General features: G+C 69.8%; 28 protein-coding genes. 21 read left to right on the forward strand and 7 right to left on the reverse strand.

The window, feature by feature from the left end; translation table 11 throughout:
* Nucleotides 1–214 precede the first annotated feature (214 nt).
* The 4 genes from OHA58_RS19110 to OHA58_RS19125 are packed head-to-tail and all read left to right on the forward strand — an operon-like array spanning nucleotide 215 to nucleotide 3131.
* The gene (locus tag OHA58_RS19110; protein ID WP_405480141.1) at nucleotides 215–598 is read left to right on the forward strand and encodes a hypothetical protein; all 384 of its coding nucleotides are present in this window, start codon (nucleotides 215–217) and stop codon (nucleotides 596–598) included.
* A gap of 14 nt (nucleotides 599–612) precedes the next feature.
* Complete coding sequence (locus tag OHA58_RS19115; protein WP_405480143.1) at nucleotides 613–2184, forward strand: peptidoglycan-binding protein; 1572 nt, start codon at nucleotides 613–615, stop codon at nucleotides 2182–2184.
* 31 nt (nucleotides 2185–2215) lie between these two features.
* A complete protein-coding gene (locus OHA58_RS19120; RefSeq protein WP_405480145.1) occupies nucleotides 2216–2686 on the forward strand; it encodes a protease inhibitor I42 family protein in 471 nt (156 codons plus the stop codon).
* Between the two features lie 34 nt (nucleotides 2687–2720).
* Nucleotides 2721–3131 carry a hypothetical protein gene (locus tag OHA58_RS19125; RefSeq protein WP_405480147.1) on the forward strand — a complete coding sequence of 137 codons (411 nt, stop codon included), beginning with the start codon at nucleotides 2721–2723 and terminating at the stop codon, nucleotides 3129–3131.
* 234 nt (nucleotides 3132–3365) lie between these two features.
* On the opposite strand, the gene OHA58_RS19130 is transcribed toward OHA58_RS19125, so the two are convergent.
* Together OHA58_RS19130 and OHA58_RS19135 are read right to left on the reverse strand one after the other, a co-directional pair.
* Entirely contained in the window at nucleotides 3366–3641 is a 276-nt protein-coding gene (locus tag OHA58_RS19130) for a DUF3099 domain-containing protein (RefSeq protein WP_326712311.1), read from the reverse strand.
* Between the two features lie 25 nt (nucleotides 3642–3666).
* Nucleotides 3667–4029, reverse strand: coding sequence for a DsrE family protein (locus tag OHA58_RS19135; RefSeq protein WP_100595624.1), 363 nt, complete (start codon nucleotides 4027–4029; stop codon nucleotides 3667–3669).
* 144 nt (nucleotides 4030–4173) lie between these two features.
* Between OHA58_RS19135 and OHA58_RS19140 the strand changes: the two genes are divergently transcribed.
* The 6 genes from OHA58_RS19140 (at nucleotide 4174) to OHA58_RS19165 (ending at nucleotide 9015) form a co-directional block, all read left to right on the forward strand.
* Nucleotides 4174–4878 (forward strand): hypothetical protein, encoded by a 705-nt coding sequence (locus OHA58_RS19140; RefSeq protein ID WP_405480149.1) that lies wholly within the window; start codon nucleotides 4174–4176, stop codon nucleotides 4876–4878.
* Entirely contained in the window at nucleotides 4875–5729 is an 855-nt protein-coding gene (locus OHA58_RS19145; protein ID WP_405480150.1) for a hypothetical protein, read from the forward strand. The genes OHA58_RS19140 and OHA58_RS19145 overlap by 4 nt, the downstream gene beginning before the upstream one ends.
* Nucleotides 5726–6697, forward strand: a complete 972-nt coding sequence (locus tag OHA58_RS19150) for a hypothetical protein (RefSeq protein ID WP_405480151.1) — start codon at nucleotides 5726–5728, stop codon at nucleotides 6695–6697. The genes OHA58_RS19145 and OHA58_RS19150 overlap by 4 nt, the downstream gene beginning before the upstream one ends.
* 233 nt (nucleotides 6698–6930) lie before the next feature.
* Complete coding sequence (locus tag OHA58_RS19155) at nucleotides 6931–7503, forward strand: FABP family protein (protein ID WP_405480153.1); 573 nt, start codon at nucleotides 6931–6933, stop codon at nucleotides 7501–7503.
* A gap of 35 nt (nucleotides 7504–7538) precedes the next feature.
* Complete coding sequence (locus OHA58_RS19160) at nucleotides 7539–8015, forward strand: Fur family transcriptional regulator (protein WP_405480154.1); 477 nt, start codon at nucleotides 7539–7541, stop codon at nucleotides 8013–8015.
* Between the two features lie 34 nt (nucleotides 8016–8049).
* Nucleotides 8050–9015: a YgfZ/GcvT domain-containing protein gene (locus tag OHA58_RS19165; protein ID WP_405480156.1), complete on the forward strand. Its 966-nt coding sequence runs from the start codon at nucleotides 8050–8052 to the stop codon at nucleotides 9013–9015.
* A gap of 17 nt (nucleotides 9016–9032) precedes the next feature.
* Here OHA58_RS19165 and dtd read toward each other — a convergent pair whose 3' ends face one another.
* Nucleotides 9033–9458, reverse strand: a complete 426-nt coding sequence (gene dtd, locus OHA58_RS19170; protein ID WP_389480734.1) for a D-aminoacyl-tRNA deacylase — start codon at nucleotides 9456–9458, stop codon at nucleotides 9033–9035.
* A gap of 140 nt (nucleotides 9459–9598) precedes the next feature.
* Here dtd and OHA58_RS19175 point away from each other — a divergent pair, with 140 nt between their 5' ends.
* From OHA58_RS19175 to OHA58_RS19185, 3 genes are all read left to right on the forward strand, one after another.
* Nucleotides 9599–10219 carry an ABC transporter substrate-binding protein gene (locus tag OHA58_RS19175; protein WP_405480157.1) on the forward strand — a complete coding sequence of 207 codons (621 nt, stop codon included), beginning with the start codon at nucleotides 9599–9601 and terminating at the stop codon, nucleotides 10217–10219.
* 84 nt (nucleotides 10220–10303) lie between these two features.
* Nucleotides 10304–11266 (forward strand): asparaginase, encoded by a 963-nt coding sequence (locus OHA58_RS19180; RefSeq protein WP_405480158.1) that lies wholly within the window; start codon nucleotides 10304–10306, stop codon nucleotides 11264–11266.
* A gap of 76 nt (nucleotides 11267–11342) precedes the next feature.
* Nucleotides 11343–12596 carry a GNAT family N-acetyltransferase gene (locus tag OHA58_RS19185; protein WP_405480159.1) on the forward strand — a complete coding sequence of 418 codons (1254 nt, stop codon included), beginning with the start codon at nucleotides 11343–11345 and terminating at the stop codon, nucleotides 12594–12596.
* Between the two features lie 140 nt (nucleotides 12597–12736).
* Here the strand turns inward: OHA58_RS19185 and OHA58_RS19190 are convergent, their stop codons facing one another.
* The gene (locus OHA58_RS19190; protein WP_100595631.1) at nucleotides 12737–12922 is read right to left on the reverse strand and encodes a hypothetical protein; all 186 of its coding nucleotides are present in this window, start codon (nucleotides 12920–12922) and stop codon (nucleotides 12737–12739) included.
* A gap of 175 nt (nucleotides 12923–13097) precedes the next feature.
* On the opposite strand from OHA58_RS19190, the gene OHA58_RS19195 reads away from it, so the two are divergent.
* Nucleotides 13098–13988, forward strand: coding sequence for a winged helix-turn-helix domain-containing protein (locus OHA58_RS19195; RefSeq protein ID WP_405480161.1), 891 nt, complete (start codon nucleotides 13098–13100; stop codon nucleotides 13986–13988).
* Between the two features lie 26 nt (nucleotides 13989–14014).
* On the opposite strand, the gene OHA58_RS19200 is transcribed toward OHA58_RS19195, so the two are convergent.
* A complete protein-coding gene (locus tag OHA58_RS19200; protein ID WP_116512283.1) occupies nucleotides 14015–14203 on the reverse strand; it encodes a hypothetical protein in 189 nt (62 codons plus the stop codon).
* A gap of 126 nt (nucleotides 14204–14329) precedes the next feature.
* On the opposite strand from OHA58_RS19200, the gene OHA58_RS19205 reads away from it, so the two are divergent.
* From OHA58_RS19205 to OHA58_RS19215, 3 genes are all read left to right on the forward strand, one after another.
* Nucleotides 14330–15208: a GntR family transcriptional regulator gene (locus OHA58_RS19205; protein WP_405480162.1), complete on the forward strand. Its 879-nt coding sequence runs from the start codon at nucleotides 14330–14332 to the stop codon at nucleotides 15206–15208.
* Nucleotides 15209–15240: 32 nt separating this feature from the next.
* Nucleotides 15241–15948: an HAD family hydrolase gene (locus OHA58_RS19210; protein WP_405480164.1), complete on the forward strand. Its 708-nt coding sequence runs from the start codon at nucleotides 15241–15243 to the stop codon at nucleotides 15946–15948.
* A 259-nt stretch (nucleotides 15949–16207) separates the two neighbouring features.
* Entirely contained in the window at nucleotides 16208–17308 is a 1101-nt protein-coding gene (locus tag OHA58_RS19215; protein ID WP_405480165.1) for an aminoglycoside phosphotransferase family protein, read from the forward strand.
* On the opposite strand, the gene OHA58_RS19220 is transcribed toward OHA58_RS19215, so the two are convergent.
* Nucleotides 17296–18060 carry an HAD family hydrolase gene (locus OHA58_RS19220; protein ID WP_405480166.1) on the reverse strand — a complete coding sequence of 255 codons (765 nt, stop codon included), beginning with the start codon at nucleotides 18058–18060 and terminating at the stop codon, nucleotides 17296–17298. The genes OHA58_RS19215 and OHA58_RS19220 overlap by 13 nt on opposite strands.
* 168 nt (nucleotides 18061–18228) lie before the next feature.
* On the opposite strand from OHA58_RS19220, the gene OHA58_RS19225 reads away from it, so the two are divergent.
* Genes OHA58_RS19225 through OHA58_RS19240 form a run of 4 tightly spaced genes read left to right on the forward strand, consistent with a single transcriptional unit; the run spans nucleotide 18229 to nucleotide 23134 of the window.
* Entirely contained in the window at nucleotides 18229–19437 is a 1209-nt protein-coding gene (locus tag OHA58_RS19225) for a phosphotransferase (RefSeq protein ID WP_405480167.1), read from the forward strand.
* Nucleotides 19438–19455: 18 nt separating this feature from the next.
* Complete coding sequence (locus tag OHA58_RS19230; RefSeq protein WP_405480169.1) at nucleotides 19456–20331, forward strand: hypothetical protein; 876 nt, start codon at nucleotides 19456–19458, stop codon at nucleotides 20329–20331.
* Between the two features lie 47 nt (nucleotides 20332–20378).
* Nucleotides 20379–21011 (forward strand): TetR family transcriptional regulator, encoded by a 633-nt coding sequence (locus tag OHA58_RS19235; protein WP_405480170.1) that lies wholly within the window; start codon nucleotides 20379–20381, stop codon nucleotides 21009–21011.
* A 35-nt stretch (nucleotides 21012–21046) separates the two neighbouring features.
* The gene (locus OHA58_RS19240; RefSeq protein WP_405480171.1) at nucleotides 21047–23134 is read left to right on the forward strand and encodes a HelD family protein; all 2088 of its coding nucleotides are present in this window, start codon (nucleotides 21047–21049) and stop codon (nucleotides 23132–23134) included.
* 9 nt (nucleotides 23135–23143) lie between these two features.
* Here the strand turns inward: OHA58_RS19240 and OHA58_RS19245 are convergent, their stop codons facing one another.
* Nucleotides 23144–23608 (reverse strand): TIGR03618 family F420-dependent PPOX class oxidoreductase, encoded by a 465-nt coding sequence (locus OHA58_RS19245; RefSeq protein WP_405480173.1) that lies wholly within the window; start codon nucleotides 23606–23608, stop codon nucleotides 23144–23146.
* Between the last annotated feature and the right edge of the window lie 5 nt (nucleotides 23609–23613).

Raw genomic sequence — 23613 nt, forward strand, 5'->3', positions numbered from 1 at the left:
TGACGGCGGCGCAGATACGGCCGAGGGGCCGCACCTCCGGGGGTTGGACGCCTACGGAATCGAGGTGCGGTCCCTCGGCTTTGTGCGGAGCCCGTGCTGAAAGGCGTGTACATGGCGGCATTCTGCTAATTTCTTGAAGGCTGTGACCTGACCCAACTTCCTTGTGCGGAAGGTGCGTCGAGGTCGTGGACTCAAGAAATTCGGGGGAACAGCCATGGCCTCTCCGGAGGGCTACCAGGTCGGGCACAAGGGCATGTCGGGCCAGGCCGGCGAACTCGACGGCGCGGGCAGCGACGTCGGCAAGATCGGCAAGGCCATCGCCAGCACGATGTGCTACTCGCAGGACGCGCTCGGCGGCTCCGACACCGCACCCGCGTTCAACACGTTCGCGGCCGCCTGGGAGGCCGAGACCAAGGTCCTCGAAGCGGCCCTGCACGAACTCGCGGACAAGGTCCGCCTCTCCAGCCGCGCGTACTCCGGCTCCGACATCGGCGTACGCAACGGGGCGAAGTCCGTATCCGTCGGCTCGGCGGCCGAGGAGCGCGTCGGCACGATGCCGGCGTACGCCGAGCGCCCGTCCGCGCTGTCCGCCTACTGACGGGGCCCGCGACCGTGACGGAATCCACGAACGACCGCAGGCAGAAACTCAACGGCCTGCGCGACAAGATCTCTTCGGCCGGCAGCAAGAACGACCTGATCGACGCGATCGAGGACGCCCTCGGCGTCTCGGGCCCGGTGGGCGATCCGAAGGTGATCGAAGCGCTGGGCAAGCGCTACACCGGCCAGACCGACGAGGCCGACGCCGTGAGCGACCGGATCGACAAGATCGCCCGCAAGGGTCTGCCGCAGGTCTGGGTCGGCGACACGAGTGTCCTCGCCTCCGACGTGGTGGGCGCGGCCTCCCGCGACGCCCAGCAGATGATCGAGGCGTTCCAGGGCGGCGGCAAGGCCCTGATCGCACTGTCCGACGCGCTGGAGACCGCGCAGACCCTCGACGGCACGGGGCGCGGCAAGCTTCGCGACGCCCGCGGCATGCTCGGGGGCAAGGACGGCTGGTTCGACGACTGGCACGAGGACGACGACGAGGAAGCCCTCCGTCTGAAGGCCCGCTCGCTGGCCTCCCACGGCGCCGACGACCTGCACAAGGCCGCCGCCGACGCCGACGACGCCGCCCGTGTCGCGGCCCGCGACCTCAACAAGTTCGCCGCCGAGGCCCGCGCCGGCCAGATGGGCACCGACGAGCTGACCGCCGCCGACCGGCTCGCCCTCGCCGACACCGCCAACCCCGGCGGCGACCTCGAACTGAACGAGATCCTCAGCGCCAACGACCTCGAACGCTCGGGCCGCGCCATGGAGGACATGTCGCCCGCCGAACGGGCCCGCATGGAAAAGCTGTTGGCGAACGCGTCGAGCCCGCAGGAGAAGGCGTACCTCATGAAGGCCCTCGCCTCGGGCTACGACGTCGGCGAGGTCGAGAAGTTCGGCGGGAAGATCCACGGCAAGGACGCGGCGTGGCTCTCGGAGCACCTGACGCCGGTCACCACGAACTCTGTCGCGCCCGGCAAGGAGCAGCAGGATTTCCGCGGCGAGCTCTGGGACCAGGACGACGAGACCTGTGTCCCGTCCTCGACGGTCACGGCCCGCGCCCTCGTCGACCCGGTGTACGCCCTCGAACTCACCGGCGGCCCCGATGGCACCGACGACGACCCGGATCACTTCCGCAAGCGCCTGCACGACGAGCAGTTCCGGATGAACGACGAGGGCGACGGCGAGATGGACGGCTGGTGGTGGGACCAACACCCGGCCGGCATGGACTCCGACGGGCAGGAGGAGATCTCCAACAAGGAGCTCGGCCCGCACACCGGTGACAAGTACGACCAGAAGGAGATGGACGGCGCCGACGACCGGCGCGGCGTCCTGCCCGACATCGAGAAGTCCGTCGCCGACGGCAAGCCCGTGCCCATCAACATCACGCGCGTCGACGAGGACGGCAACCGCCACGGCCACAGCCTGATGATCATCGGGCAGGAGGACGGCAAACTCCAGGTCTACAACCCGTGGGGCACCACGTCCTGGATCAGCGAGGACGATTTCATCAACGGTGATCTCGAGTCCGCCGCCGACGACCGCTACTCCAAGGCTCACCACGGCGACGTCAACCGCGTCTACCTCCAGCAGGACTGAACCCACCGTGCGAATGCGAAACACCCTGCGAATGCGAAACATTGTGCGTACTGCGGCCGCTTCGGCCGCCGCCCTCGTCACCCTTTCCGGATGCGGCGGCTCCACCGGGCCCACCGCCTTCGGGCCGGGCGAGCGGAGCGTCTCCGTCGACAAGGGCGACACGTTCACGCTCGAGGTCCCGGCCAGCCCCGCCCTCGGCCAGAACTGGTACTTGGCGAGCCCGCACCCCGACAAGGGCGTCGTCACGTACCAGGGCCGGCGCGAGGAGGAAGACGGGGGCGACGAGGACCTCATCGGCAGCGGTGACGGTGCCCAGTTCTTCGACTTCAAGGCGCGCGCGGCCGGCAGGACGACGGTGAAGCTGCTGTTCTGCCCGCACGGCCTGTGCGGGAGCGCCGCGGAGGTGAGCGCGAGCCCGGTCCCGACCGCCACGAACACGGCGGCCCCGACGAAGTCGGACGACCAGGTCGCCTACTACGTCTACACGATCACCGTCCGCTGACCTGCACGGGAACGGAACGACGGAACGGAACGGAATGACCATGGTCCACGACCGCTCCCCGCGCACCGACGACGAGGTGCTCGCCGCCACCGACGTCTCGACGCTGCTGCGCCACGGCCTCACCCGCGACACCTTCCGCACCGCGCTCTTCGGCGACGGTGCGATCGCCGCCGCCGTCACCCTCGACCGGCTCGGCGTGCTGCCGCGCTCGGTGACGTACGTGGCAAAGATCGTCCGGGCCGGCGGCCTCGCGTACGCGGCCGCGCTGCCCGAGCCGCTGCCGTCAGGTGCGGCGTCCGCCTGCCTGCGGGACTGGCTGGAGACGGCGGCGCAGGTGGCCGAGGCGCCGGGTGACGAGACGCGGGCGGCGCGGTGGCTGGAGACGGTCGCGGAGATCGTCGCGATGCGCCGCGCCGGCCGGCATGATCCAAACGAGAGGCCCTAGGGGTCTTACAGGTCCTGGGGCTCCTTGGGTGGCCTAGGGCCTTTCGTTTGGATCGGGCTGGGCTCGCGGGGTCTGGCACGCACATCTGCCGCGTTGTCGTCAATCACCGACGCTCCGCGTCGCCTCAATCCTCCGCCTTGCAGCTGCACGCTCCCCCAAGCTCTCGGCTTCGCTCGAGCAGGGGGGACCCCCATGACCCCGCTCCCTGATCCAGCCTGATCCAAACGAAAGGCCCTAACGGTCATACGGGTCCTGGGGGCGCTTCTTGCCGTCCAGCTCGTCCCACCACTCGTCGGACTTCGCGTCGCCCGAGGGGTCGTCCCACCAGCGGTCGTCGGGCCCGCGGCGGTTCGCGACGATCGCGGCGACGGGCGGAATCACCATCGCCACGATGCACATCGCCACCGCGGCGGGCACGGACCAGAGGCGCACAACGGCCCAGGCCAGGACGAACAGGCCGATGCAGAGGCCCATCATGGCGAAGTACAGGTGACGACGCCGCGAGTACATGCTTCAAGCGTAGGTCCGCGCCGCGTCAATAGACGAGCGCCTGCGTCCCGTCCGTCATCGCCTCCTGCACGAAGACCTGCGCACCGGCGATCCGGACGCCCTCGATGACGTCCTTCTCCGTGATCTCGCGGCGGGCCGCGCACTGCGTGCACAGCGTGATCCGCCCGGCCGCCAGGATCGACTCGATCAGGTCGGGCAGCGGCGCGGCGTGCGGCAGCTCGAACTCGGCGGCGCGGCCCGGCAGCGCGAACCACGACGACTCACCGGTCAGCCAGAGCGAGACCTCCACGCCGCTGGCCACGGCCACCGCCGCGACCGTGAAGGCCTGCGAGCAGCGTTCGGGGGCATCGGCCCCCGCGGTCACCTTGATCACGAGCTTGTTCGCCATGACTGAATCGTAATCACCTCCCGTACAACCAGGGATGTTGCTGGTGGGTCTCCTGTGCGCGCGGATACGGAATCCGCGCTTCGAGTTCCGTGGGGGGACCCGTTGGATGACGAACGAATACAGCAGGGGGCGCCGGAGCCTTCCGTGCCCGTGGCGCCGGAGAGACCGCGGCGCCGCGGCCGCACCACCCTGCTGATCGCCTGCGCCGCCCTGCTCGGCGCCGTCGCGGGCGTGTGCACCGGCTACGTCGTACAGGCGGACCGGAAGCCGACCGCGCTGCCGCCGCTGTCCCTGGCGGTGGTCGGGCAGGCGAAGGGCGAGGGCCCCAAGACGGCGCCCCGGGCCCAGGACGGCGATCTGCGCAAGCTCCTCGCGCCCAGGCCCGCCGGGACGCAGAAGTCGGACGCGCGGCAGGGCTGGCTGAACCAGTACGACTTCGCGAACGGCTTCCGGGATCCGCGCTGGATGTTCGGGCAGCTCGCCGAGGGCGGCTTCCGCCGGGCCACGATCGAGGCCTGGCGGCGCGGACAGTCCACGACGGAGGTCCAGCTCATCCAGTTCCGGGATGACACCGACTCCGGCTCGCGCAAGTTCCTGGACGGCCAGCAGAGCTACATGGGTGACAGCGACTGGGCGGGCAACGAGGGGGTGCCGCTCACCGGCAGCGGCAACGGCCGCGTCTACGTCTACGACAAGCCGCACACCGAGGCCGGCTACCTCCCGATGTACCAGGCCAGGGCGCTCGCCGCCCGTGGCGACATCGTCATGGACATCCGGCTGTACGACACCAGGCCGATCCCCGAGAAGACCGTGATGGCTCTCGCGAAGCGCCAGTTGGAGCGACTGTGAGCGACCTGGACACACAGCTTCCCGAACCCGGGCCCGCGGCCGGGCCCACCCCGGACCCCGCCCCCGCCGCCCCGGTTTCCGCCCCCGTCGCGGGGAGTGCGGCCCGCCGCTGGCCCGCCGTGGCCGTGGCCTGCGCCGTCGTGCTCGCCGTCGGGGCCGGCACCGGCCTCACCGTCATGAAGGTCAACGCCGCCGACCGCTCGGCGCCCACCAAGGTGTGGGCGAAGCCGAAGGAGCAGAAGAAGGAGGCGAAGCCCGGCCGCGCCAAGGCCCAGGGGCTCAGTGCCCGGCTGCTCCCGGTCCCCAAGGCCTACCGGCCGGGCCCGGACATCGACGAGTACGGCAACGACAAGACCCTCAGCGGCAGCGAAGCCGCCGCCCGCCTCAAGAGGGGCGCGCGCAACCTGCCCTCCCGCCAGCGCGAGGAACAGGGCAAGGCCATCGACAAACTGAAGCTCAGGGGCCTGGCCATGCGCAGCTATCAGCTGAGCGGCTCCATCGGATTCGGGATGGACGACAACCACAAGTCCCTCGTCGTCGAAATGCAGCTCGCCCAGATGCAGAACCGCAGAGCCGGGCGTCAGCTCAAGGAGTTCCGGAGCGAGTTCCTGCGCTCGGTCGGCGTGTTCCCCAAGGGGCCGAAGGTCAAGGGCCATCGCAACGCCGACTGTTTCCTCGCACCCAAGGACAGCAAGGGCAAGCTCGAAATGGTCCTCTGCAGCGCGTACGAGGACGACGTCCTGGTCACCGCCACCGGTTACGGCCCCAAGCCGCTCAACACCGCCGAGGTCGCCGACCTGCTCGCCCAGCAGCTCGACCGTCTGACGTCGCAGGGAGGGCAGCTCGTATGAGCGAGACACTGCAGCCGGCCGAGGAGCCGCAGCAGGCCGAGACACTGCAGCAGGCCCGCACGCCGCAGCCGGGCGACGAGCCGCAGCTGTCTGCGGAGCCGCAGCAGCAGGACGCCGTGGCCGCGGACGTTCCGCAGCAGCAGGACCTCGTTGCCGCCGGCTCCCCGCAGCAGCCGGGTCCCGGCCCTGCCGAGGAGGCACCGCCCGCCCCCAGGGACCGGCGCGTCCTGCGCGCCGTCCTGCGCTGGACCGCCGCCGTCGTCGTCTTCGGCGTGATCGGCGCGGCCACCGCGTACGGCGTCACCGAGCAGAAGCGCACCGACCTGCCGGGCCTGGCCACCGAGAGTGACGGCCGCTGGACCTATCCGGCGATCGAGAAGCCCCCGCTGCCCGACGGCTCCCCGGCCCCCTTCGCCGACGGCAACGACAGCGAGACCCACTACGCCGATCTGCGCAAGCTGGTCCTGCCCCTGCCCCGGGGCGCCAGGCCGGACACGGCACTGGCCGGGAAGGACGGGTGGCTGCCCACGTCCGTGTACCTCGACGCGTACGAGAAGGAGGCGCGCCGGGACCTGGGGCAGCAGCTCAAGGACGACGGGCTGCGGCAGATCGCGGCCCGCGGCTGGACCACGCCCGACGGGACGCATACGCGGATCTACGCGCTGCGCTTCACCTCGGCGGCCTTCACGCGGATCGTCCACGCCGACCTGACGGACAACGTGGCCTCCCCGGCGGACGCGCCGTACGCCGACGAGGAGTACGGCGGCTGGGCGGAGAAGGTCAACGTCCAGTACACGAAGCGGAACGTCTTCACGGAGGCGAAGCCGTACGGGAGGACGGCCGTGCGATACGCCTACATCGAAGCCGGTGACGTCATCGCCCTGGTGATCCAGTCCGGGAAGGCCGCCCTGCCGCCCCGGATCACCTTCCAGCAGACCGTCGTCCTGCAGAGCCAGCTCCTCGGCTGACCGCCCGCACCCCGCTTGGGTGACCTCATCGAGAGAGCCGGGCCCCACCCGACTAAAGTGGGGCCCGGCTCTGTACCGACCACCGCTCACCGAGGAGCACCCCGTGCTTGAGGCCTTCTTCTCCGCTCTGCTCGTCCTGGTCTGCGTCGGCGTTCTCGCGTTCGCCGGGCTGACCGTGAAGAAGCTGTACCAGGGCCAGCGCTGACCCCCACCAGAGAGACGCTTCGCAGACCATGATCGAGATCCCGTCCGACCTGCACCCCGACCTCGTCCCCCTGGTGTTCCTCCTCGGTAACTGGGCGGGCGCGGGTGTCACCGACTTCCCCGGCGCCGAGAAGGCGAACTTCGGGCAGGAGGTCTCCTTCACCCACGACGGGCGGGACTTCCTCGAGTACCACTCGCACACCTGGATCCTCGACGCCGAGGGCAACAAGGTGAAGCCACTGGAGACCGAGTCCGGGTTCTGGCGTATCGACAAGGACCGCAAGGTCGACGTCGTCATGGTCCGCGACGACGGCGTCGTCGAGATCTGGTACGGCGAGCTCGCCGACAAGAAGCCGCAGATCGAACTGGTCACGGACGCCGTCGCGCGCACCGCGACCGCGGCACCGCACAGCGGCGGCAAGCGGCTCTACGGCTATGTGAAGAGCGACCTGATGTGGGTCGGCGAGAAGCAGACCCCCGAGGTCGAGCTGCGCCCCTACATGTCGGCCCAGCTGAAGAAGGTCGTCTCGCCGGATGACGTGGCCGAGATGGCCCGCAACCTCCCGGACCTGCCCGACGACGGCATCGCTTTCTTCAAGTAGTCCTGAAGTCCTCTCGTAGACCTACACTCGGCGGTGTGGTGAGCACCGACTGGAAGAGCGACCTGCGGCAGCGCGGCTACCGGCTGACGCCCCAGCGTCAGCTGGTCCTCGAGGCCGTCGACACCCTCGAGCACGCGACCCCCGACGACATCCTCTGCGAAGTGCGCAAGACGGCGTCGGGGATCAACATCTCGACGGTCTACCGCACCCTCGAGCTGCTCGAGGAGCTGGGGCTCGTCAGCCATGCCCACCTCGGGCACGGTGCGCCGACGTACCACCTCGCCGACCGGCACCACCACATCCACCTGGTGTGCCGGGACTGCACGAACGTGATCGAGGCCGACGTCGAGGTCGCCGCCGAGTTCACGGCGAAGCTGCGCGACACCTTCGGCTTCGACACGGACCTCAAGCACTTCGCGATCTTCGGCCGCTGCACCGACTGCTCCCAGCGGGACGGCCAGGACGCCAAGGAGATCAAGGGCGGCAAGGAATCCGCGGCTCAGCAGGAATAAGCGCGTCCGTGTGCTCGTCGTAGTGTCTGTGAACATGAAGAGCCCCCTCCTGTCCCTGCCCGGCGCCGTTCCCGCCGAGGGCGTGGACGAAGGCGTCGCCGCGCACTACGGCGACCTGTTCCGCGAGCAGCGCACACTCGCCGACGGCAACGGCCTCGTCGACCTCTCCCACCGCGGCGTCATCACCGTCACCGGCGACGACCGGCTCGCGTGGTTGCATCTGCTCCTCACGCAGCACGTCAGCGACCTCCCGGCCGGCCAGGCCACCGAGGCGCTCGTCCTCTCCGCGCACGGCCACATCGAGCACGCCCTCTACATCGTCGACGACGGCTCCACCACGTGGGCGCACGTCGAGCCCGGCACGCAGGAGGCGCTGATCGCCTACCTGGAGTCGATGAAGTTCTTCTACCGGGTCGAAGTCGCCGACCGCACCGAGGAGTTCGCCCTCGTCCAGCTGCCGGCCGGTTCGATCGCGCCGGTCCCGGACGGTGTCGCGGTGCGCGAGACGGCGTACGGCCGCGACGTGTTCCTGCCGCGCGCCGACCTGGAGACGTACGCGGAGCAGAACGGGCCCGCGATCGGGCTCCTCGCCCACGAGGCGCTGCGCGTGGAGAACCACCGGCCGCGCCTCGGCTTCGAGACCGACCACCGCACCATCCCGCACGAGCTCGGCTGGATCGGCACCGCCGTGCACCTCCAGAAGGGCTGCTACCGCGGCCAGGAGACCGTCGCCCGCGTGCAGAACCTCGGCAAGCCCCCGCGCCGCCTCGTCTTCCTGCACCTGGACGGCAGCGATGTGCACCTGCCCCCGCACGGCGCCCCGGTCCGTCTCGCGTCCGACGGCCCCGAGGGCCGCAAGCTGGGCTTCGTGACGACGTCCGTACGCCATCACGAACTGGGCCCGATCGCGCTCGCCCTGGTGAAGCGGAACGTGCCCGTGGACGCGGACCTCATCGTGGACACGACCGCGGCCGCGCAGGAGACCGTCGTCGAGCCCTAGGGCTTTTCCAGGCCGGGCTACATCTCCAGAAGCACCGTGAACGGGCCGTCGTTCGTCAGGGACACCCGCATCTGCGCCCCGAACCGGCCCGTCGCCACGGTCGCCCCAAGGGCCCGCAGCTGCGCCACGACCTCGTCGACCAGCGGCTCCGCCACCGGCCCCGGGGCCGCCGCGTTCCAGGTGGGGCGGCGGCCCTTACGGGCGTCCCCGTAGAGCGTGAACTGGCTGATCACCAGGAGCGGGGCGTCGATGTCGCTGCACGACTTCTCGTCGGCGAGCATCCGTACGGACCAGAGTTTGCGGGCCAGTTGGGCAGCCTTCTCCTTGGTGTCCTCGTGGGTGACCCCCACGAGGACGCACAGGCCCTCGCCCTTGATCTCGCCCACGACCTCTTCGTCCACGACGACGGCCGCGCCGTCCACCCTCTGCACCACTGCACGCATACGGACCATCATGCCGTGCTCCCGAACCGCCCATCCGGGGCGGATTAGGGGCACTCGTGCACAGAGCGGCCACTCGGAGTGGCACGATGCCTCTACGCGGTGCACCGCGTCGGTCCGGTCGAGGGGACGGTAGGGACGCAATGAGCCACACATCGAGCATCGGGCAGCCTCCAGGGGCCCCCGTTTCGTTGACGCACGCCAGTCGCATCACCGGTACGAACCGTCTCAGCACGGCGCGCCCGCCCACGCAGCGGGTCGGCAGCCCCGAGCTGCCACAGGCGCCCGCGCACGACCTGTCCGCGCTGCGGCTTCCCGAGCTGCGGACACTGCGCCGCGACGCCCAGCAGGACGAGGCCGACCTCAGCTACGTACGACGGCTGCTGCAGGGCCGTATCGACATCCTGCGGGCCGAGGTGGCCCGCCGCAGGGACCCCGAGGCGCCGGTCGTGGACCGGCTCTCCGAGATCCTCACCGACAAGGCCGCGCAGCACCGCTCCTCCGCCCGCCATGTCACCCTCGGCACGCCCCGCAGCGAGGAGTACCGGGGCCTCGCCGCCGAGATGCTCGCCGAGGTCGAGCTGTCGGACCTGGACGCCCGAACGGACGATGAGCTGCACACGGCGATGGGCCGCCTCGTGCGCTACGAGCAGCAGGTCTCGCGCCGCCGCCACCTGCTCCAGTCGACGGCCGACGATTGCAGTGCCGAGATCGCCCGCAGGTACCGTGAAGGCGAAGCACAAGTAGACGACCTGCTCGCGTGACGCGGCCGCACCGGTGACCCCGGTGGCCCGCTGCGGGGCGGGTCTGTCCATGGCCCGCCATGGACCCGCCCCGGAAGGCCACCGATGTCCCCCTCCTCCGCCGCCGCCATACCCCCGGTCCTCGCCGAGGTCGTCCGTTCCGGCTTCGTCGAGGGCCATCACCGAGGCAGCCTGGTCGTGCTCGCCGCGGACGGGACCGTGGAGCTCGCCCTGGGGGACGTGACCGCTCCCGTCTTCCCCCGCTCGTCGAACAAGCCGATGCAGGCGGCGGGCGTGCTGCGCGCGGGCCTCGACCTGTCGGGCGAGCGGCTCGCGCTCGCGGCCGCGAGCCACTCCGGTGAGACCTTCCACCGCGATCTCGTCCAGAAGATGCTGTCCGAGCACGAGCTGACCCCGGCCGAGCTCCAGTGCCCGCCCGACCTGCCGCTCGACCCGGTCGAGACCGAGACCTACCTGGCGTCGGGCGCCGCCCGGGACCGGGTCACGATGAACTGCTCCGGCAAGCACGCGGCGATGCTGGCCGCCTGCGACGTGAACGGCTGGCCCAAGGATTCCTACCTGGCCCCCGAGCACCCGCTCCAGAAGCTCATCCACGAGGTCGTGGAGGAGGCCGCGGGCGAGCCCGTCGCCGCGGTCGGTACGGACGGCTGCGGGGCGCCCCTGATGGCGATCAGCCTCACAGGCCTCGCCCGCGCCTTCCGGCACTTCGTGCTCGCCCCCGAGGGCTCGGCGGAGCGCCGGGTCGCCGACGCGATGCGCACGCACCCCGAGTTCGTCGCCGGTACGCGCCGCCCCGACACCTGGCTGATGCGCGAGGTGCCCGGCGTGCTGTCGAAGATGGGCGCGGAGGCGGTCCAGGCAGTGGCGCTCCCGGACGGACGGGCGCTCGCCTTCAAGATCGACGACGGCGCGACGCGCGCGCTCGGCCCGGTCCTGGCCCGCGCGCTGCGGATGCTGGGCGTGGACGGCGAGGTCGTGGCCCGCATCGGCGAGGCGCCGCTGCACGGCGGCGGTGGCGTCGTGGGGGAGATCCGCGCGGTCTTCTAGGCCGTGGCGCCACCCGGGGCGGGGCCATGCGGTAATCGGGTGGCCTCACCCCGCGGACCCCGCTTAGCGTGACGGGATGACCCGCGACGACATCGACGTACGGCCGATCACAGATGACGAGCTTGCAGACTGGTCCCGCGCGCTGAACACCGGCTTCCTGCGGAGTACCCCCGACTCGCGGGAAACCCTCGACAAACGCAGGGAACAGGCCCGCGGCTCACGGATCGTGGGCGCGTTCGACGGCGGGCGCTGCGTCGCCACGTTCCGCTCGTTCCCGCAGGAGCTCACCGTGCCGGGCGGCGCGGCCGTCCCCGCCGACGCGATCTCTAACGTCACGGTCAGCGCCACGCATCGCCGGCGCGGCCTCCTGAGCCGGATGATGGCGGGCGACCTCGCCGACGCGAAGGCCCGCGGTGACGTCGTCGCGACGCTCATCGCCGCCGAGTACCCGATCTATGGCCGGTTCGGCTTCGGACCCGCCACGTCGCTCACCGAGTGGGCGGTGGACGTGCCGCGCGCCGGGCTCGACCCGCGCCGGCCGGTGCCGGACGACGGGGGCCGTATCGATCTCGTCGACGGCGAGGACGTCCGCAAGACGGGCCCGGAACTGCACGAGCGGCTGCGCGCGAGCAGGCCGGGAGTCATCGACCGCGACGGGTTCTGGTGGCGCCGCACCACCGGACGCCTCGAAACCCCGGAAGATCCCTGGAAAGAGCCCTTCTACGCGGTCTACCGCGCGCCGAACGGCGAGGCCGAGGGCCTGATCGTCTACGCCGTCGACGACAACTGGGGCGACACCAAGCAGCCGCACAACACGGCGACCGTGCGCGACCTGATCGCCGTCACCCCGGCCGCCGAGCGCGCGCTGTGGCACTACGTCTGCTCCGTCGACTGGATCGCGACCGTCCGCACGGGTTACCGGGCCCCGGACGACCTGCTGCCGCACCTGCTGCCCGACCCGCGCGCGGCCCGCGTCGTCACGCACGCGGACTGGCTGTGGGTGCGGATCCTGGATGTCGTACGGGCCCTGGAGGCGCGTACGTATGCGGGGACGGGATCGCTGGTCCTCGAGGTCGGCGACGCGGCCGGCCTCTCCGGGGGCCGCTACCGGCTGGACGCGGAGCCCGGGGGTGCGGTGTGCGCACCGACCTCGGAGGAACCCGAACTCACGCTGGACGTGAGCGAGTTGGGGACGCTGTGGCTGGGCGACGAGTCCGCGGTGCGGCTCGCCGCGCTCGGCCGCGTCAGGGAGGAGAGGGCGGGCGCCGCCGCCATTGCCGACGCCCTGCTGCGTACGTCCAGGCGCCCGTGGTGCCCGGACATCTTCTGAGGCGCACTGGCCGAGGTGTGCCGGCGTGCGTCTTCTGAACCGTGCTGTGGTGCTGACGTGCTGGCGTGCTGTGGTGCTCCGGCGCGCTGTGACGCCGTGGCGTGACCGGGCTCCCGGCTCCCCTCCGGAAGGGAGCCCGGTCAGCCGCTCTGGGCCAGCAGCATCACGAGGATCACGGCCCCGATGCCGCTGATGAGGTTGTTCTTGGCCTTGAGGCCGATGGAGAGCGCGACGAACGCGATGATGCCCATCGGCCCGTACTTCCACTGGATCAGCTGCTCGAACCCGATGGCGAGGGCTGCAACGGCGATGGCGATGAACGGCATGTCTGGTCCCCCTTCAGTTCGGGAGCGATGACCAACCGGGCCAACCCTTGGGGATGTCCGACCATGTGGCTCAAGTTGGCAACCAACTCCACTGAACTTATCTCCGCCTGACGCCGACTCATAACCACCTTTCCCTCAACTCCCCAAAGATGGCGGGAAGTTGTAGGGTTCCCTTGTGGGTCCGGAACATGCCGCGGTCAACGGTCACCGGGAGCCACCGGCGACGTATCGCCAGGTGGCCGACGAGCTGCGCGCCCGGATCGGGGCGGGCCGGCTGCGGCCGGGCGAGCGCCTGCCGACCCAGGCCCGCCTCGCCGACGAGTTCGGCGTGGAGCGCGCCGCCGTGCGCCAGGCCCTGCGCATCCTGCGCTCGGAACGCCTGCTCGCTGATGTGTCCAGGGGGACCCCGGCCACCGTCGCGCAGCACGCCGGCCCCGCCTTCACCGGCCCCGGAGCGCCGCCCCAGCCCACGATGGCGGGGCTCGGCCCGCGGGTCACCGCCGCGTTCGGCGCCCGGCACGTCCAGATCGACGCCCTGTGCCTGACCGCGGTCTCGCTGACGCTCGCGATGGGTGAGCCGCTCCGCCAGATCCACGCCGGCCGTTCGAATCCGGCCAAGGTCGACGTCCGCATCCTGCTGCCGAGCCGCGACATCGACCTCGCGTTCCCGACGCGGGTGGGCGCGGCGGACGCCCGGCTCAAGCGGGACTGGCTGGCGCAGCGCAACGCGCAGGGGCAGGTCCTGCGCCACAACCTCCTCGCCCTGCGCTCCACGCACGGGATCGACGTCCACGTCACGTTCAGGGCGCTGCCGTTCACGCCACCGATCAAGCTCTATCTGCTCAACGGCAGCGAGGCGCTGTTCGCGTACTACACACTGACCAGGCGGGGCGAGCACATCGACCAGGAGTACCTGGAGACGTACGGGGTGCAGGGCGCGCGGTCGGTGCTCTTCCCGTTCGAACAGGGGCGGGGACTGCGGGAGACGACGTTCGTCGAGCAGTCCCACCTGTGGTTCGACAGCCTCTGGAACACGATCAGTTCGGACCTGACGCTCACGCCGTGAGGGCGCGCGGACCCGCGCGCCGGCGGTCAGAGCGCGGGTCCGGCGAGCATCAGGGCCAGGAGTACGGCCCCGATGGAGCTGCAGGTGGGGCTCTTCGCCTTGACGCCGATCGTGAGGAGCAGCAGGCCAGTGATCCCGACGGGACCGTAGCGCCACTGGACCAGCTGCTCGAAAGTGATCACGAACACCGCGGAGAAGAAGGTGAGGACGGGCATGGTGGTTCCTCCTTCGGCCATCTTGCTCAAAGTTGGCAACCAACTACTATGAAGTTGTCCCCACTTGGTCAAGGTGAATAAACAACTCTTCAACAACTCCCGCCAAGTGGTGGTTAGTTGTAGCGTTTGGTTGTGACTCAGGAGAGCGTTGCAGTGAACGGCAGCAGAAGGTCCTCACCCCATGAGATCGCCGACGTCCTGCGGGAGCGCATCAAGGCGGGCGAGCTCCGCGCGGGCGAGCGGCTGCCGACACAGGCGGAGCTGGCCGAGGAGTTCGGCGTGGAACGCGGCGCCGTACGGCAGGCCCTGCGCTCCCTCCAGGAGGACGGCCTGCTCAGCAACGTGAGCAAGGGCAGCCCGCCGAGGATCGCCGAGCAGACCCCGGCCCGCGACGAACCGCAGCGCACGATGGTCGGCCTGGCCCCGCGCCTGTCCGAGGCGTTCGCGTCTGCGCAGGTGCGGATCGACGCCGTCTGCCTCACCGCGGAGACCCTGATGCTGGCGCTCGGCGAGCCGCTGCGCTTCATCCACGAGGGCCGCATACGCCCCGACTCGGTCGACGTGCGCATCCTGCTGCCGGGCAGGGACATCAATCTCGCCTTCCCGGTCTCGGCCACGGAGGAGGGCGACGCCGCACTCGTCCACAAGCGCTGGCTCGACCAGCGCAACGCGCAGGGCCAGGTTCTGCGCCACAATCTGCGCTCGCTGCGGTCCTCGCACGGCATCGACGTACGGGTCACGTTCCGCGCGCTGCCCTTCACCCCGCCGGTCAAGCTCTACCTGCTCAACGGGAACGAGGCGCTCCTCTCGTACTACCTGGTCACGCGGCGCGAGGAGGAGATCGAGAGCGGCACGCTCGACATGTACGACACGCTCGGCACGGAGTCACTGCTGTTCTCGTTCGAGAAGCGGGCGGGGCAGCGGGACACGGCGTTCGTGGAGGAATCGCAGAAGTGGTTCGACGCCCTCTGGGAAACCATCACCACGGACCTGACACTCTCCTAGTGACTTCTGATGCAACGAAGCAGACTGTTCCGGTGGCTGAAGAGACAGAAAACCTGCGTGAGCTGATCAAGAATGCACGGTATGTAATCTTCGACTTCGACGGGCCAATCTGCAGACTGTTCGCCCGGCACAAGGCGGAGCGCATCGCGGCCGACCTGGTGGAGTGGCTCGAAGGGCGGGGCCTGCACGGCCTGTTGAGCGACCTGGAGCGCCAGTCGCTCGACCCGCAAGAGGTTCTGCGCGCCGTCGACCGAAGGCATCCCCAGAGCGACCTCGTGGAGGAGCTGGAGGAACGCCTCACCAAGGAAGAACTGCGAGCGGCCTCCTCGGCCTGGCCCACAGAGTACGCCGACCCGCTGATCAGGACGTGGAAGGCGGTCGGCGCACACTTGGCAATCGCCACGAACAACTCTCCGCGCGCGGCCAAGCGTTACCTGACAACGCGCGGCCTGACGGAGTGTTTCAGCCCTCACATCTATGGCCGCACCCAGGACCTGCACCGACTCAAACCGGACCCGCACTGCCTGGTGCGTGCGATGAACGCGCTGGGAGCGGACCCCACTGCAACCCTGATGATCGGTGACACCCCATCGGACTATGTGGCGGCATTTTCGGCAGGGGTCCCGTTTCTGGGCTACGCGCGCCACGAGGCCAAGGCGAAGCTGTTGCGCGAGGCCGGCGCGCAATCGGTCGTCGGTTCGCTTGCATCCGTACGGCGGATCCTGACGGATCAGGCCTGAAGGACCACAGAGCGAGGATCACGGATCCCAGGGTCAACCAATTTCTTGCGGCGCGTCCGCAGGCCGGTAGCGAGCAGGGTCAGTGCGACCAGCCCGATGGCACCCGTACTGCGACTCGCGCTCGTTTTCGGACGCGCGGGCATAAAGGACCGCCTCCGCGTCATCGCGGTCCCTGAATCCCGCTCGAGGCGTGATGCGGCAGAACGGTCAGTAGGGTGTGCTCACTCTCCGAACCCCTCAGTGAATCCAGGAGCAGCCAGTGGGCGCATCCTCCGCCCCCAATCCCTCCTACGGGCATATGTCCGACAAGACATGGGAGCGGCTGGCGAGGCTGAAGGGCGCGCCTCTCAGCGGCTATCACAACCACAACTACGTGCTGTCGCTGACCGGGCCGATGTCCCGTCGGCTCGGCCTGCCGGTGGGTACCCGGGTGACCCTGCGGACCCGCAAGGCCGCGGCCCTGCCGGTGGTCATCAGGACCTGGCAGCGCGAGGCGGGCATTCTCGACGCGATCGGCGGGGTGCTGCCGCACGTGCCCCAGTGCCTGGCCAGGCGGGGCGACGAGTCGATCCACAGTTATGTGGAGGGCGTGCCGCTGTCGGCAGTCTGCCCGAACGGCAAGCGGGTGGGCTCCCGTCTGGTCTCGGCCCTTGCCGAGCTGCTGGCGGACATGACGCGCGTGCCCAGGCGCGCATTACCCGCACTGCCGGAATCCTGGCCGCGCCGGGACGGGGAGGGAGGCGCCTTTCTGAGGGCCCTGGCTCTCGCGGCCGAGGAACAGATCAAGGAGCCCAACTGGCCTGTCTTCGGGAGCCTGTTCACTGCTCTCGGCATCCGCGAGGACGCGCTTACCCGATTCGCGGAATGCTTGCCCACGCTGGGAGAGCGACCCTTCAGCCTCCTTCACGGGGACCTGCACCGGGACAACGTGATCATTTCCCATGGTGCCGCGGAATCCCCGCTGATCTGCGTCGACTGGGAGCTGGCGACTTACGGAGACCCGCTCCATGACCTCGCCACACACCTCGTGCGCATGGACTATCCCGAGTGCCAGTGGGCCGAGGTGATCGGGGAGTGGCGCAGGGCGATGGGCGAGAGGCGCCCCGAGGCTGTCCGCGGGCTCGGTCAGGACCTCCGGCACTACATTGACTTCGAGCACGCCCAGTCCATCTATCCGGATGTCATGCGCCCGGCTCTGTGGCTGCTGCGGAACCAGGGAGAGGCGACCTACGAGCGGGCCGCTGCAGCGATCGGCCGGGCCATTGGGGTCGCGCGTGCCCCGCTGCGACTGGCCGAGGTGCCAGGCCCGGAACGGATCGAGCGGGCCCTGCGTGCCTGGGTGGCGTGTCAGCCGGCCTGAGCGAGTGACTTCGCGCAGGCCGCCACCGGCGCCAGGTTCGCCACCACCGCCTCGGCTCCCAACTCGCGCATCTTGGCCCGCCGTTGGGGCCTCCTCGTGGAGCCGAGGAACGGCACGGACGCCGCATGCGCGGCCTCGAGGTCGCTGAGCTGGTCGCCCACCAGCAGGCAGCGCTCCGGGGCCGTCTCCAGTGAGCGCAGCGCGCGCAGGACTCCGTACGGGTTCGGCTTCATCTTCCGAAGCTCGCCCTCGTCGCGGCCGATCACTGCGTCGAAGTAGGGCAGCAGGCCCTTGCCGCAGAGGTACTTCCGGATGGGCGCCTCGGCGTTGTTGCTCACGACGGCCATGCGGGTGCCAAAATGGGCCAAGTGGCTGAGGAGTTCCTTGATGTGCGGTTCGAGATCGGCATCCTGGACCGCGCGCCACTCATGCTGCGTCACAACGTCCTCGGCCTGCTTCAGTGTGGCCAGTCGGCGGCCGACGGGTGCTTCCTCGGGGAACATGTCCTGCCGCAGCGCCCGGAGAATGCCGTGCGAGTCCTGCGACGTCCCTACCGAGGGCGGCAGTTCGCCCCACCCGGCCCGGACCAGCTCCTGGATCTCTTTGGCGGCGGGCGCGGTCGGGTTTCTGGCGAAGAGGCCGCAAATGGGGCCGTCGAAATCGAAGAGCACCGCTCGCGCTGTCGCGAGAAGGCCGCGCAGGCCTTCTTCGCCGTTGCCGGTCTCTCCGTCCGAGTCCTGATGCGTCCTCATTCGGCCAGTGTGCTACGAGGACGTGCGTGGGCGGTCCAGGCAGCCGCAACCCCTTTCCTGCACCCTTGCTGCGGCCTTCCGGCATCTTTCCGGCCCCCTTTGCCACACCGGCCTTGCACTGTCCCGGCGCGGGGCGGAGTAGCGTACTCCTGCTCTTCAGTGACGCATGTGATTCACCTCGTGAAAGACGGGACGATGACACCCGAATCGGCGACGGCAGCCTGGCGGCGTGCCGTCGTATTCAGTGGTGACGAACAGGTAATCGAAGGGCCACTCAGGGGTTATCACCATGAAACATACGTCATCCCCTCTCTTCATACGAATGCCTTGCTCCCGCCCGGCCGATGGAAGTGTCGGGAACCGCGCAGTGGTCTCCTCTGGTTCGATCGGAGGTGCTTCGAATCCGAGGAATCGCTGCTCAGTGCGCTGACGGAACGGGTCACGCGCATCCCTGAGATCTTCGAGGTCGAGGAGGCCCGGCTGCAGCGATTCATCGAAGGGGAAACTCTCGGGGCCATCTGCGGGGCAGGTGATGAAATTCCTTCGGATTTGATCGGTCAACTCATTACTGTGTTCCGTGAAATGGTTGAGGTGCGCCCTGACTCGCTCTCCATTGCCAGGAACTGCACAAAAGGAGACCAGGCGCCGGAGGGGGACTCTGCCGGATTCCTTGATCGGCTGATCCGGTTCACCGAGAAACAGGTATACGACAAGAACCAGGAAGAGTTCGGCGAGCTGTTCGGCCGGCTCGGAGTGGACAGGGGGACGTTCACGAGCTTGCGCAAGCATGTGCTCGGGCTGGTGGAGAGGCCCTTCTGCCTCCTGCACGCTGATCTCCACCGGGAGAACCTCATCATCGACAACTCGTGGCAACTCTGGGTCATCGACTGGGAGTTGGCAATGTTCGGTGATCCTTTGTATGACCTGGCAACGCACCTGTATCTCATGCGCTACCCGAAGGGGCAGGAGGCTGACGTCGTCAGCTCGTGGTGCAGGACCGTCGAGGACGTCCGGGAGGGCAGTTCCCGGGGCTGGGAGAAGGATCTTCCGCTCCTCATCGACTACAAGAAAGCGCAGTCGGTGTACACCGATGTGATCCGGTCCGCGACGGCTCTGAGGGACGTACCGCCGGGCGAGCATGACGCCGAACTGTCGCGCACGGCACGGAAGCTGCGGCAGCTTCTTTTCGCCGCAGAACGGCCGCTGGGCCTGGACCCCGGCTCGATCCCCACGGCGGACGAGATCGCCGGCGCCCTGCGCCAATGGCTGCGCAGGCGGAGGCCGGACCGGAAGCGGCCTCTCAGGGCCTCCGTGGCCTATGGCCCCACCGGGCACCTTGCTCCATCGCCCGGGTGTGACGACCATGGGCAGCCATAGGATGCGTGAGGGGGACGCATGGCGCGCGCAAGGGGACCCGGCGGCAGAGGTGTGGTCGCCCGGCTGAAGGACTTCTTGGCGAGGTTCGAGCACCTGGCCGTGCGGGGCATGCTGCTGGGAATCTTCGTCACCGGGATGCTCGCCGAATTCGTAAAGCCGGTGGGGGACGCCCTTCAGGGCAGGACCTTCGTGGGCGGCGCGCTACTCAGCCTCGTGGCGTACGTCCTGTACGACGCTGTGAAGGACCTCTCCTCCTCCGTGGAGAGGCCTCCCGTCCGCATGCGGGTGCCCTCCAGCAACCTGGCCGCATATGTACGCGACGCATTCGACGCGCGGAAGGTGGACATCTGCTTTCTCGGCTACACCGGGGAGACGCTGAAGGAAGTGATCTACGAGAGGCTGAATCTGCTGCTTGACGGCACCGGTCACGCCACAGAGGTGAACATCAGGATGCTGGTGCCGGACTTCAGTCGGACGATGGCTGTGCCCTCGCGCGTGGGGGCTGCCGGTGAGCCCGTCGATGATCCCGTATTCCGGGAGCGGCTGGCCGATCGGTGCCAGGAGTACGACAGTCAACTCCGTGAAAAAATCCAGGAGTTCGACCTCGTTCGGGGTGTGAATGTCACCTGCGAATACCGGCTCTACCACGGGGTTCCCCGGGACAAGATCTGCATATTCAACGAGTCGCTCGTGATGCACGGCCTCTACGACGTCTCGGTCACCATGCGGTGGCGAGGAGAGAACTACTACGACCCGAAGGGGTACCAGACGGAGCTCTCCGTGTGGTCGCTGCGGGAGGGTACGGCGGTCGCTGAGGAGTCCGTCGCGATGTGGACCAAGCACTTCAACGACCTGTGGAAGCTCGGTTCGACCCCGCGGTGGCGCCTGCCGTGAGGGCGTCGGGCCCGACCGTCCTCCCGCAGTGCGTACCCTTCATCCGCATGAACACCGGCGACATGGGCCTGCGCGCGCGCAAGAAGAAGCGGATGTATCAGGCGATCTCCGAGGCGGCCATCGGGCTGTTTCTGGAGAAGGGGTTCGACAAGGTGTCCGTCGCCGAGGTCGCGGCCGCCGTCGAGATCTCCAAGCCGACCCTGTTCCGGTACTTCCCCACCAAGGAGGACCTGGTCCTGCACCGGTTCGCCGATCACGAGGACGAGCCCGCACGCGTCGTCGCCGGGCGGGGCGAGGGCGTGACGCCGCTCGCCGCGCTGCGGGCGCACTTTCTCGACGGGCTGGAGCGGCGCGACCCGGTGACCGGGCTGAACGACCACCCGGCGGTGCTCGCCTTTCACCGGCTGCTCTACGGCACCCCTTCGCTGGTCGCGCGGGCCTACGGGTATCAGGAGCGGTCGGAGAAGATCCTGGCCGGCGCGCTCGGCGAGGGGGCCGGGGCGCGGCTCGCGGCCGGGCAGATCGTGGCCGTACAGCGGGTTCTCGCCATGGAGAACTGGCGGCGGATCGCGGAGGGGGAGAGCGCCGACGAGGTGTGGCCGGATGCCGTGGACGCTGCTGAGCTGGGGTTTCGGCAGTTGGAGGGCGGGCTCGGGGCGCTCGGACATTTCGAGGGTTAGTAAAAAATGTTACTCGGTTACGTTATTCTCGTTCGGTGACCGACTCCGCCGATCTCCGTGCCCTCGTCCAGGAACGCCACCACCACGACCTCTGCCGCGCCGCCCTCGCCGCGATGATCGAGGGCGCCGACGAACAGGTCGTCATCGGCGAGAACGCCTCCGCTTCCGGGGCCGACGCCGAAGTGCTCGGGTACCAGCTGCGCAGCAAGGCCAAGGAGCTGCACGAACTGCCCGAGGTCCCGCTCTTCTTCGGGCGCCTCGACTTCGCGGACGGTGACGGCGACCACGCCGGGCAGAGCTACCACGTGGGACGGCGCCGCGTGGTCGAGCACCCGGCCGCCCCGCCCCTCGTCGTCGACTGGCGCGCTCCCGTCTCGCGCGCCTTCTACCAGGCCGGACCCCAGGAACCGCAAGGCGTCGCGGTCCGGCGCCGCTTCGGATGGGCCCCCGCGAGCAAGGGCGACTCCGGCGATCTGACCGGCCTGGAGGACGAATGGCTCACGGTGGAGGGCGTGGCCGCCCCCGCCGCTGCCTCGGGTGAGGGCAGCCGTATCGTCGCCCGCGAGATCGAGCGCCCCCGTGTCGGCCCCATGCGCGACATCGCCGCCACCATCCAGCCCGACCAGGACGACCTCGTCCGCGCCGATCTCGCCACCTCCGTATGCGTGCAGGGCGCCCCCGGCACCGGCAAGACCGCGGTCGGCCTGCACCGGGCCGCGTACCTCCTCTACACCCACCCCCAGCGCGTCCAGCGCGGCGGACTCCTCATCCTCGGGCCCAACCGCACCTTCCTCACCTACATCTCCGAGGTGCTGCCCGCGCTCGGCGAGAGCGGCGTGCGGCAGTCCACCATCGAGGAGATCCTCGTGGAGGAGAGCAGCACGGCGGTGGCCAGGGCGCGGACGTACGAGGACGCCGAGGCCGCGGCCGCCGTGAAGCACGACGGCCGCATGGCCGACGTCCTGCACCGCGCCCTCTACTCCCGCGTGCGCCCCGAGGCCGCCACCGACTCCCTCGCCATCCTCGACGGTTCGTACCGCTGGCGCGTGCCGGCCGGTGTGCTCGGGCGGATCGTGGCGGGCGTACGGGAGGAGGAGCCGCCGTACGCGGTCGGGCGGGAGCGCGTACGCAGCCGGGCCGTGCGGCACCTTCAGGAGCAGGCCGAACGCAGGTCGGGGCCGGTGAACAACCTCTGGCTGCAGAAGGTCGGCAGGTCCCGGCCGATGAGCGCGTACGTGGACGCGGTGTGGCCCAGGGTGCGGCCGGAGGAGGTCGTGGCCGGGCTCCTCGGCGACGCGGACGCGCTCGCCGCCGCGGCGGACGGGATCCTCGACGCCGACGAGCAGCGGGCGATCCTGTGGGCGAAGCCCCCGCGCTCCTTCCGCTCGGCCTCCTGGTCGGCGGCCGATCTCGTACTCCTCGACGAGGTCGCCGGGCTCCTCGAACACCCCGCCGGCTACGGGCACATCGTCATCGACGAGGCCCAGGACCTCTCCCCGATGCAGGCCCGGTCGATCGCGCGCCGCGCCGCGTACGGTTCGCTCACCGTCCTCGGCGACCTCGCGCAGGGCACCACCCCGTGGGCGGCCCGCACCTGGGGCGAGCTGCTCGGCCACCTGGGCAAGCCCGACGCCCTGATCGCGCCCCTGACGACGGGGTTCCGTGTCCCCGGCGCGGTCGTCGCCCTCACCAACCGCCTCCTCGGTCTCCTCGACGTGGACGTGCCGCCCGCCCGTTCCCTGCGTCACGACGGCGAGGTGAGGATCCGTCAGGCACAGGACGTCATCGCCGAGACCGTCGACGCCGTGCGCGAGGCGCTGGCGCACGAGGGGTCCGTGGGTGTCGTCGCGGCCGATGACGAGACCGTGCGGCTGCTGCGAACCGCCTTGACGGATGCGGGGGTTGAGGTGGGCGGTCCGGATGATCCGCGGGCGCGCGTGACCGTCCTCGGGGCGTCCGTCGCCAAGGGCCTCGAGTACGACCATGTCGTCGCCGTCGAGCCGGCCGCCGTGGCCGAGGCCGAGCGCCGCGGCCTGCACCGGCTGTACGTCGTCCTGACCCGCGCCGTGTCCCGCCTCGACGTCGTGCACAGCCGGCCGCTGCCGTTCGCTGCGGCGTCCTGAGCCGCCCGCTCACTTCGGGATGTCGAGCGCCGTCCCGTAGAGCCGGGTCACCTTGAGCCTGATCACCACGCGGCTCTCCTCGACCTGCCGGCCGAGGAACTCCGCCTCCTGCGCGGGATCGTCGAACCCCGGCGTCATGGCGAGGAGTTCGCGCCCGACGGCGTCGCCGGGCGCAGCCGTCACGTCCGACACCTCGGCCTCGCCCTCGGCGACGGCGAACGACCACATGTCGGGGCCGGTGACGTGCAGCGCGGCATGCGGATCGCTCCGCAGCTGACGGGCCTTGAGGCGGTCGGTCGTGGTGGAGACGCGCAGGACGCGCTCGCCGGGACTCCAGTGGTAGAGCACGGTGGACAGGTGCGGGTGCCCGGTGCGCCGGACGCTCGCCAGCGTCCCGAACCCGCCGCGGGACAGCAGTAGTTGGAGCTCTTCGTCGGTGAGGACCCGGGGCGCGGGACCGCTCTTCGCTGCCATGACAA

The organism is Streptomyces sp. NBC_00009 (assembly GCF_045040855.1).
Classification (GTDB): domain Bacteria; phylum Actinomycetota; class Actinomycetes; order Streptomycetales; family Streptomycetaceae; genus Streptomyces; species Streptomyces aureus.

What these genes read in the sequence shown, in the direction of transcription:
- OHA58_RS19110 (WP_405480141.1), top strand. Translation starts at nt 215, where the DNA reads ATGGCCTCTCCGGAGGGCTACCAGGTCGGGCACAAGGGCATGTCGGGC.
- OHA58_RS19120 (WP_405480145.1), top strand. Translation starts at nt 2,216, where the DNA reads ATGCGAAACATTGTGCGTACTGCGGCCGCTTCGGCCGCCGCCCTCGTC.
- OHA58_RS19125 (WP_405480147.1), top strand. Translation starts at nt 2,721, where the DNA reads ATGACCATGGTCCACGACCGCTCCCCGCGCACCGACGACGAGGTGCTC.
- OHA58_RS19130 (WP_326712311.1), bottom strand. Translation starts at nt 3,641, where the DNA reads ATGTACTCGCGGCGTCGTCACCTGTACTTCGCCATGATGGGCCTCTGC.
- OHA58_RS19135 (WP_100595624.1), bottom strand. Translation starts at nt 4,029, where the DNA reads ATGGCGAACAAGCTCGTGATCAAGGTGACCGCGGGGGCCGATGCCCCC.
- OHA58_RS19150 (WP_405480151.1), top strand. Translation starts at nt 5,726, where the DNA reads ATGAGCGAGACACTGCAGCCGGCCGAGGAGCCGCAGCAGGCCGAGACA.
- OHA58_RS19155 (WP_405480153.1), top strand. Translation starts at nt 6,931, where the DNA reads ATGATCGAGATCCCGTCCGACCTGCACCCCGACCTCGTCCCCCTGGTG.
- OHA58_RS19165 (WP_405480156.1), top strand. Translation starts at nt 8,050, where the DNA reads ATGAAGAGCCCCCTCCTGTCCCTGCCCGGCGCCGTTCCCGCCGAGGGC.
- dtd (WP_389480734.1), bottom strand. Translation starts at nt 9,458, where the DNA reads ATGCGTGCAGTGGTGCAGAGGGTGGACGGCGCGGCCGTCGTCGTGGAC.
- OHA58_RS19175 (WP_405480157.1), top strand. Translation starts at nt 9,599, where the DNA reads ATGAGCCACACATCGAGCATCGGGCAGCCTCCAGGGGCCCCCGTTTCG.
- OHA58_RS19180 (WP_405480158.1), top strand. Translation starts at nt 10,304, where the DNA reads ATGTCCCCCTCCTCCGCCGCCGCCATACCCCCGGTCCTCGCCGAGGTC.
- OHA58_RS19185 (WP_405480159.1), top strand. Translation starts at nt 11,343, where the DNA reads ATGACCCGCGACGACATCGACGTACGGCCGATCACAGATGACGAGCTT.
- OHA58_RS19190 (WP_100595631.1), bottom strand. Translation starts at nt 12,922, where the DNA reads ATGCCGTTCATCGCCATCGCCGTTGCAGCCCTCGCCATCGGGTTCGAG.
- OHA58_RS19200 (WP_116512283.1), bottom strand. Translation starts at nt 14,203, where the DNA reads ATGCCCGTCCTCACCTTCTTCTCCGCGGTGTTCGTGATCACTTTCGAG.
- OHA58_RS19220 (WP_405480166.1), bottom strand. Translation starts at nt 18,060, where the DNA reads ATGAGGACGCATCAGGACTCGGACGGAGAGACCGGCAACGGCGAAGAA.
- OHA58_RS19230 (WP_405480169.1), top strand. Translation starts at nt 19,456, where the DNA reads ATGGCGCGCGCAAGGGGACCCGGCGGCAGAGGTGTGGTCGCCCGGCTG.
- OHA58_RS19235 (WP_405480170.1), top strand. Translation starts at nt 20,379, where the DNA reads ATGAACACCGGCGACATGGGCCTGCGCGCGCGCAAGAAGAAGCGGATG.
- OHA58_RS19245 (WP_405480173.1), bottom strand. Translation starts at nt 23,608, where the DNA reads ATGGCAGCGAAGAGCGGTCCCGCGCCCCGGGTCCTCACCGACGAAGAG.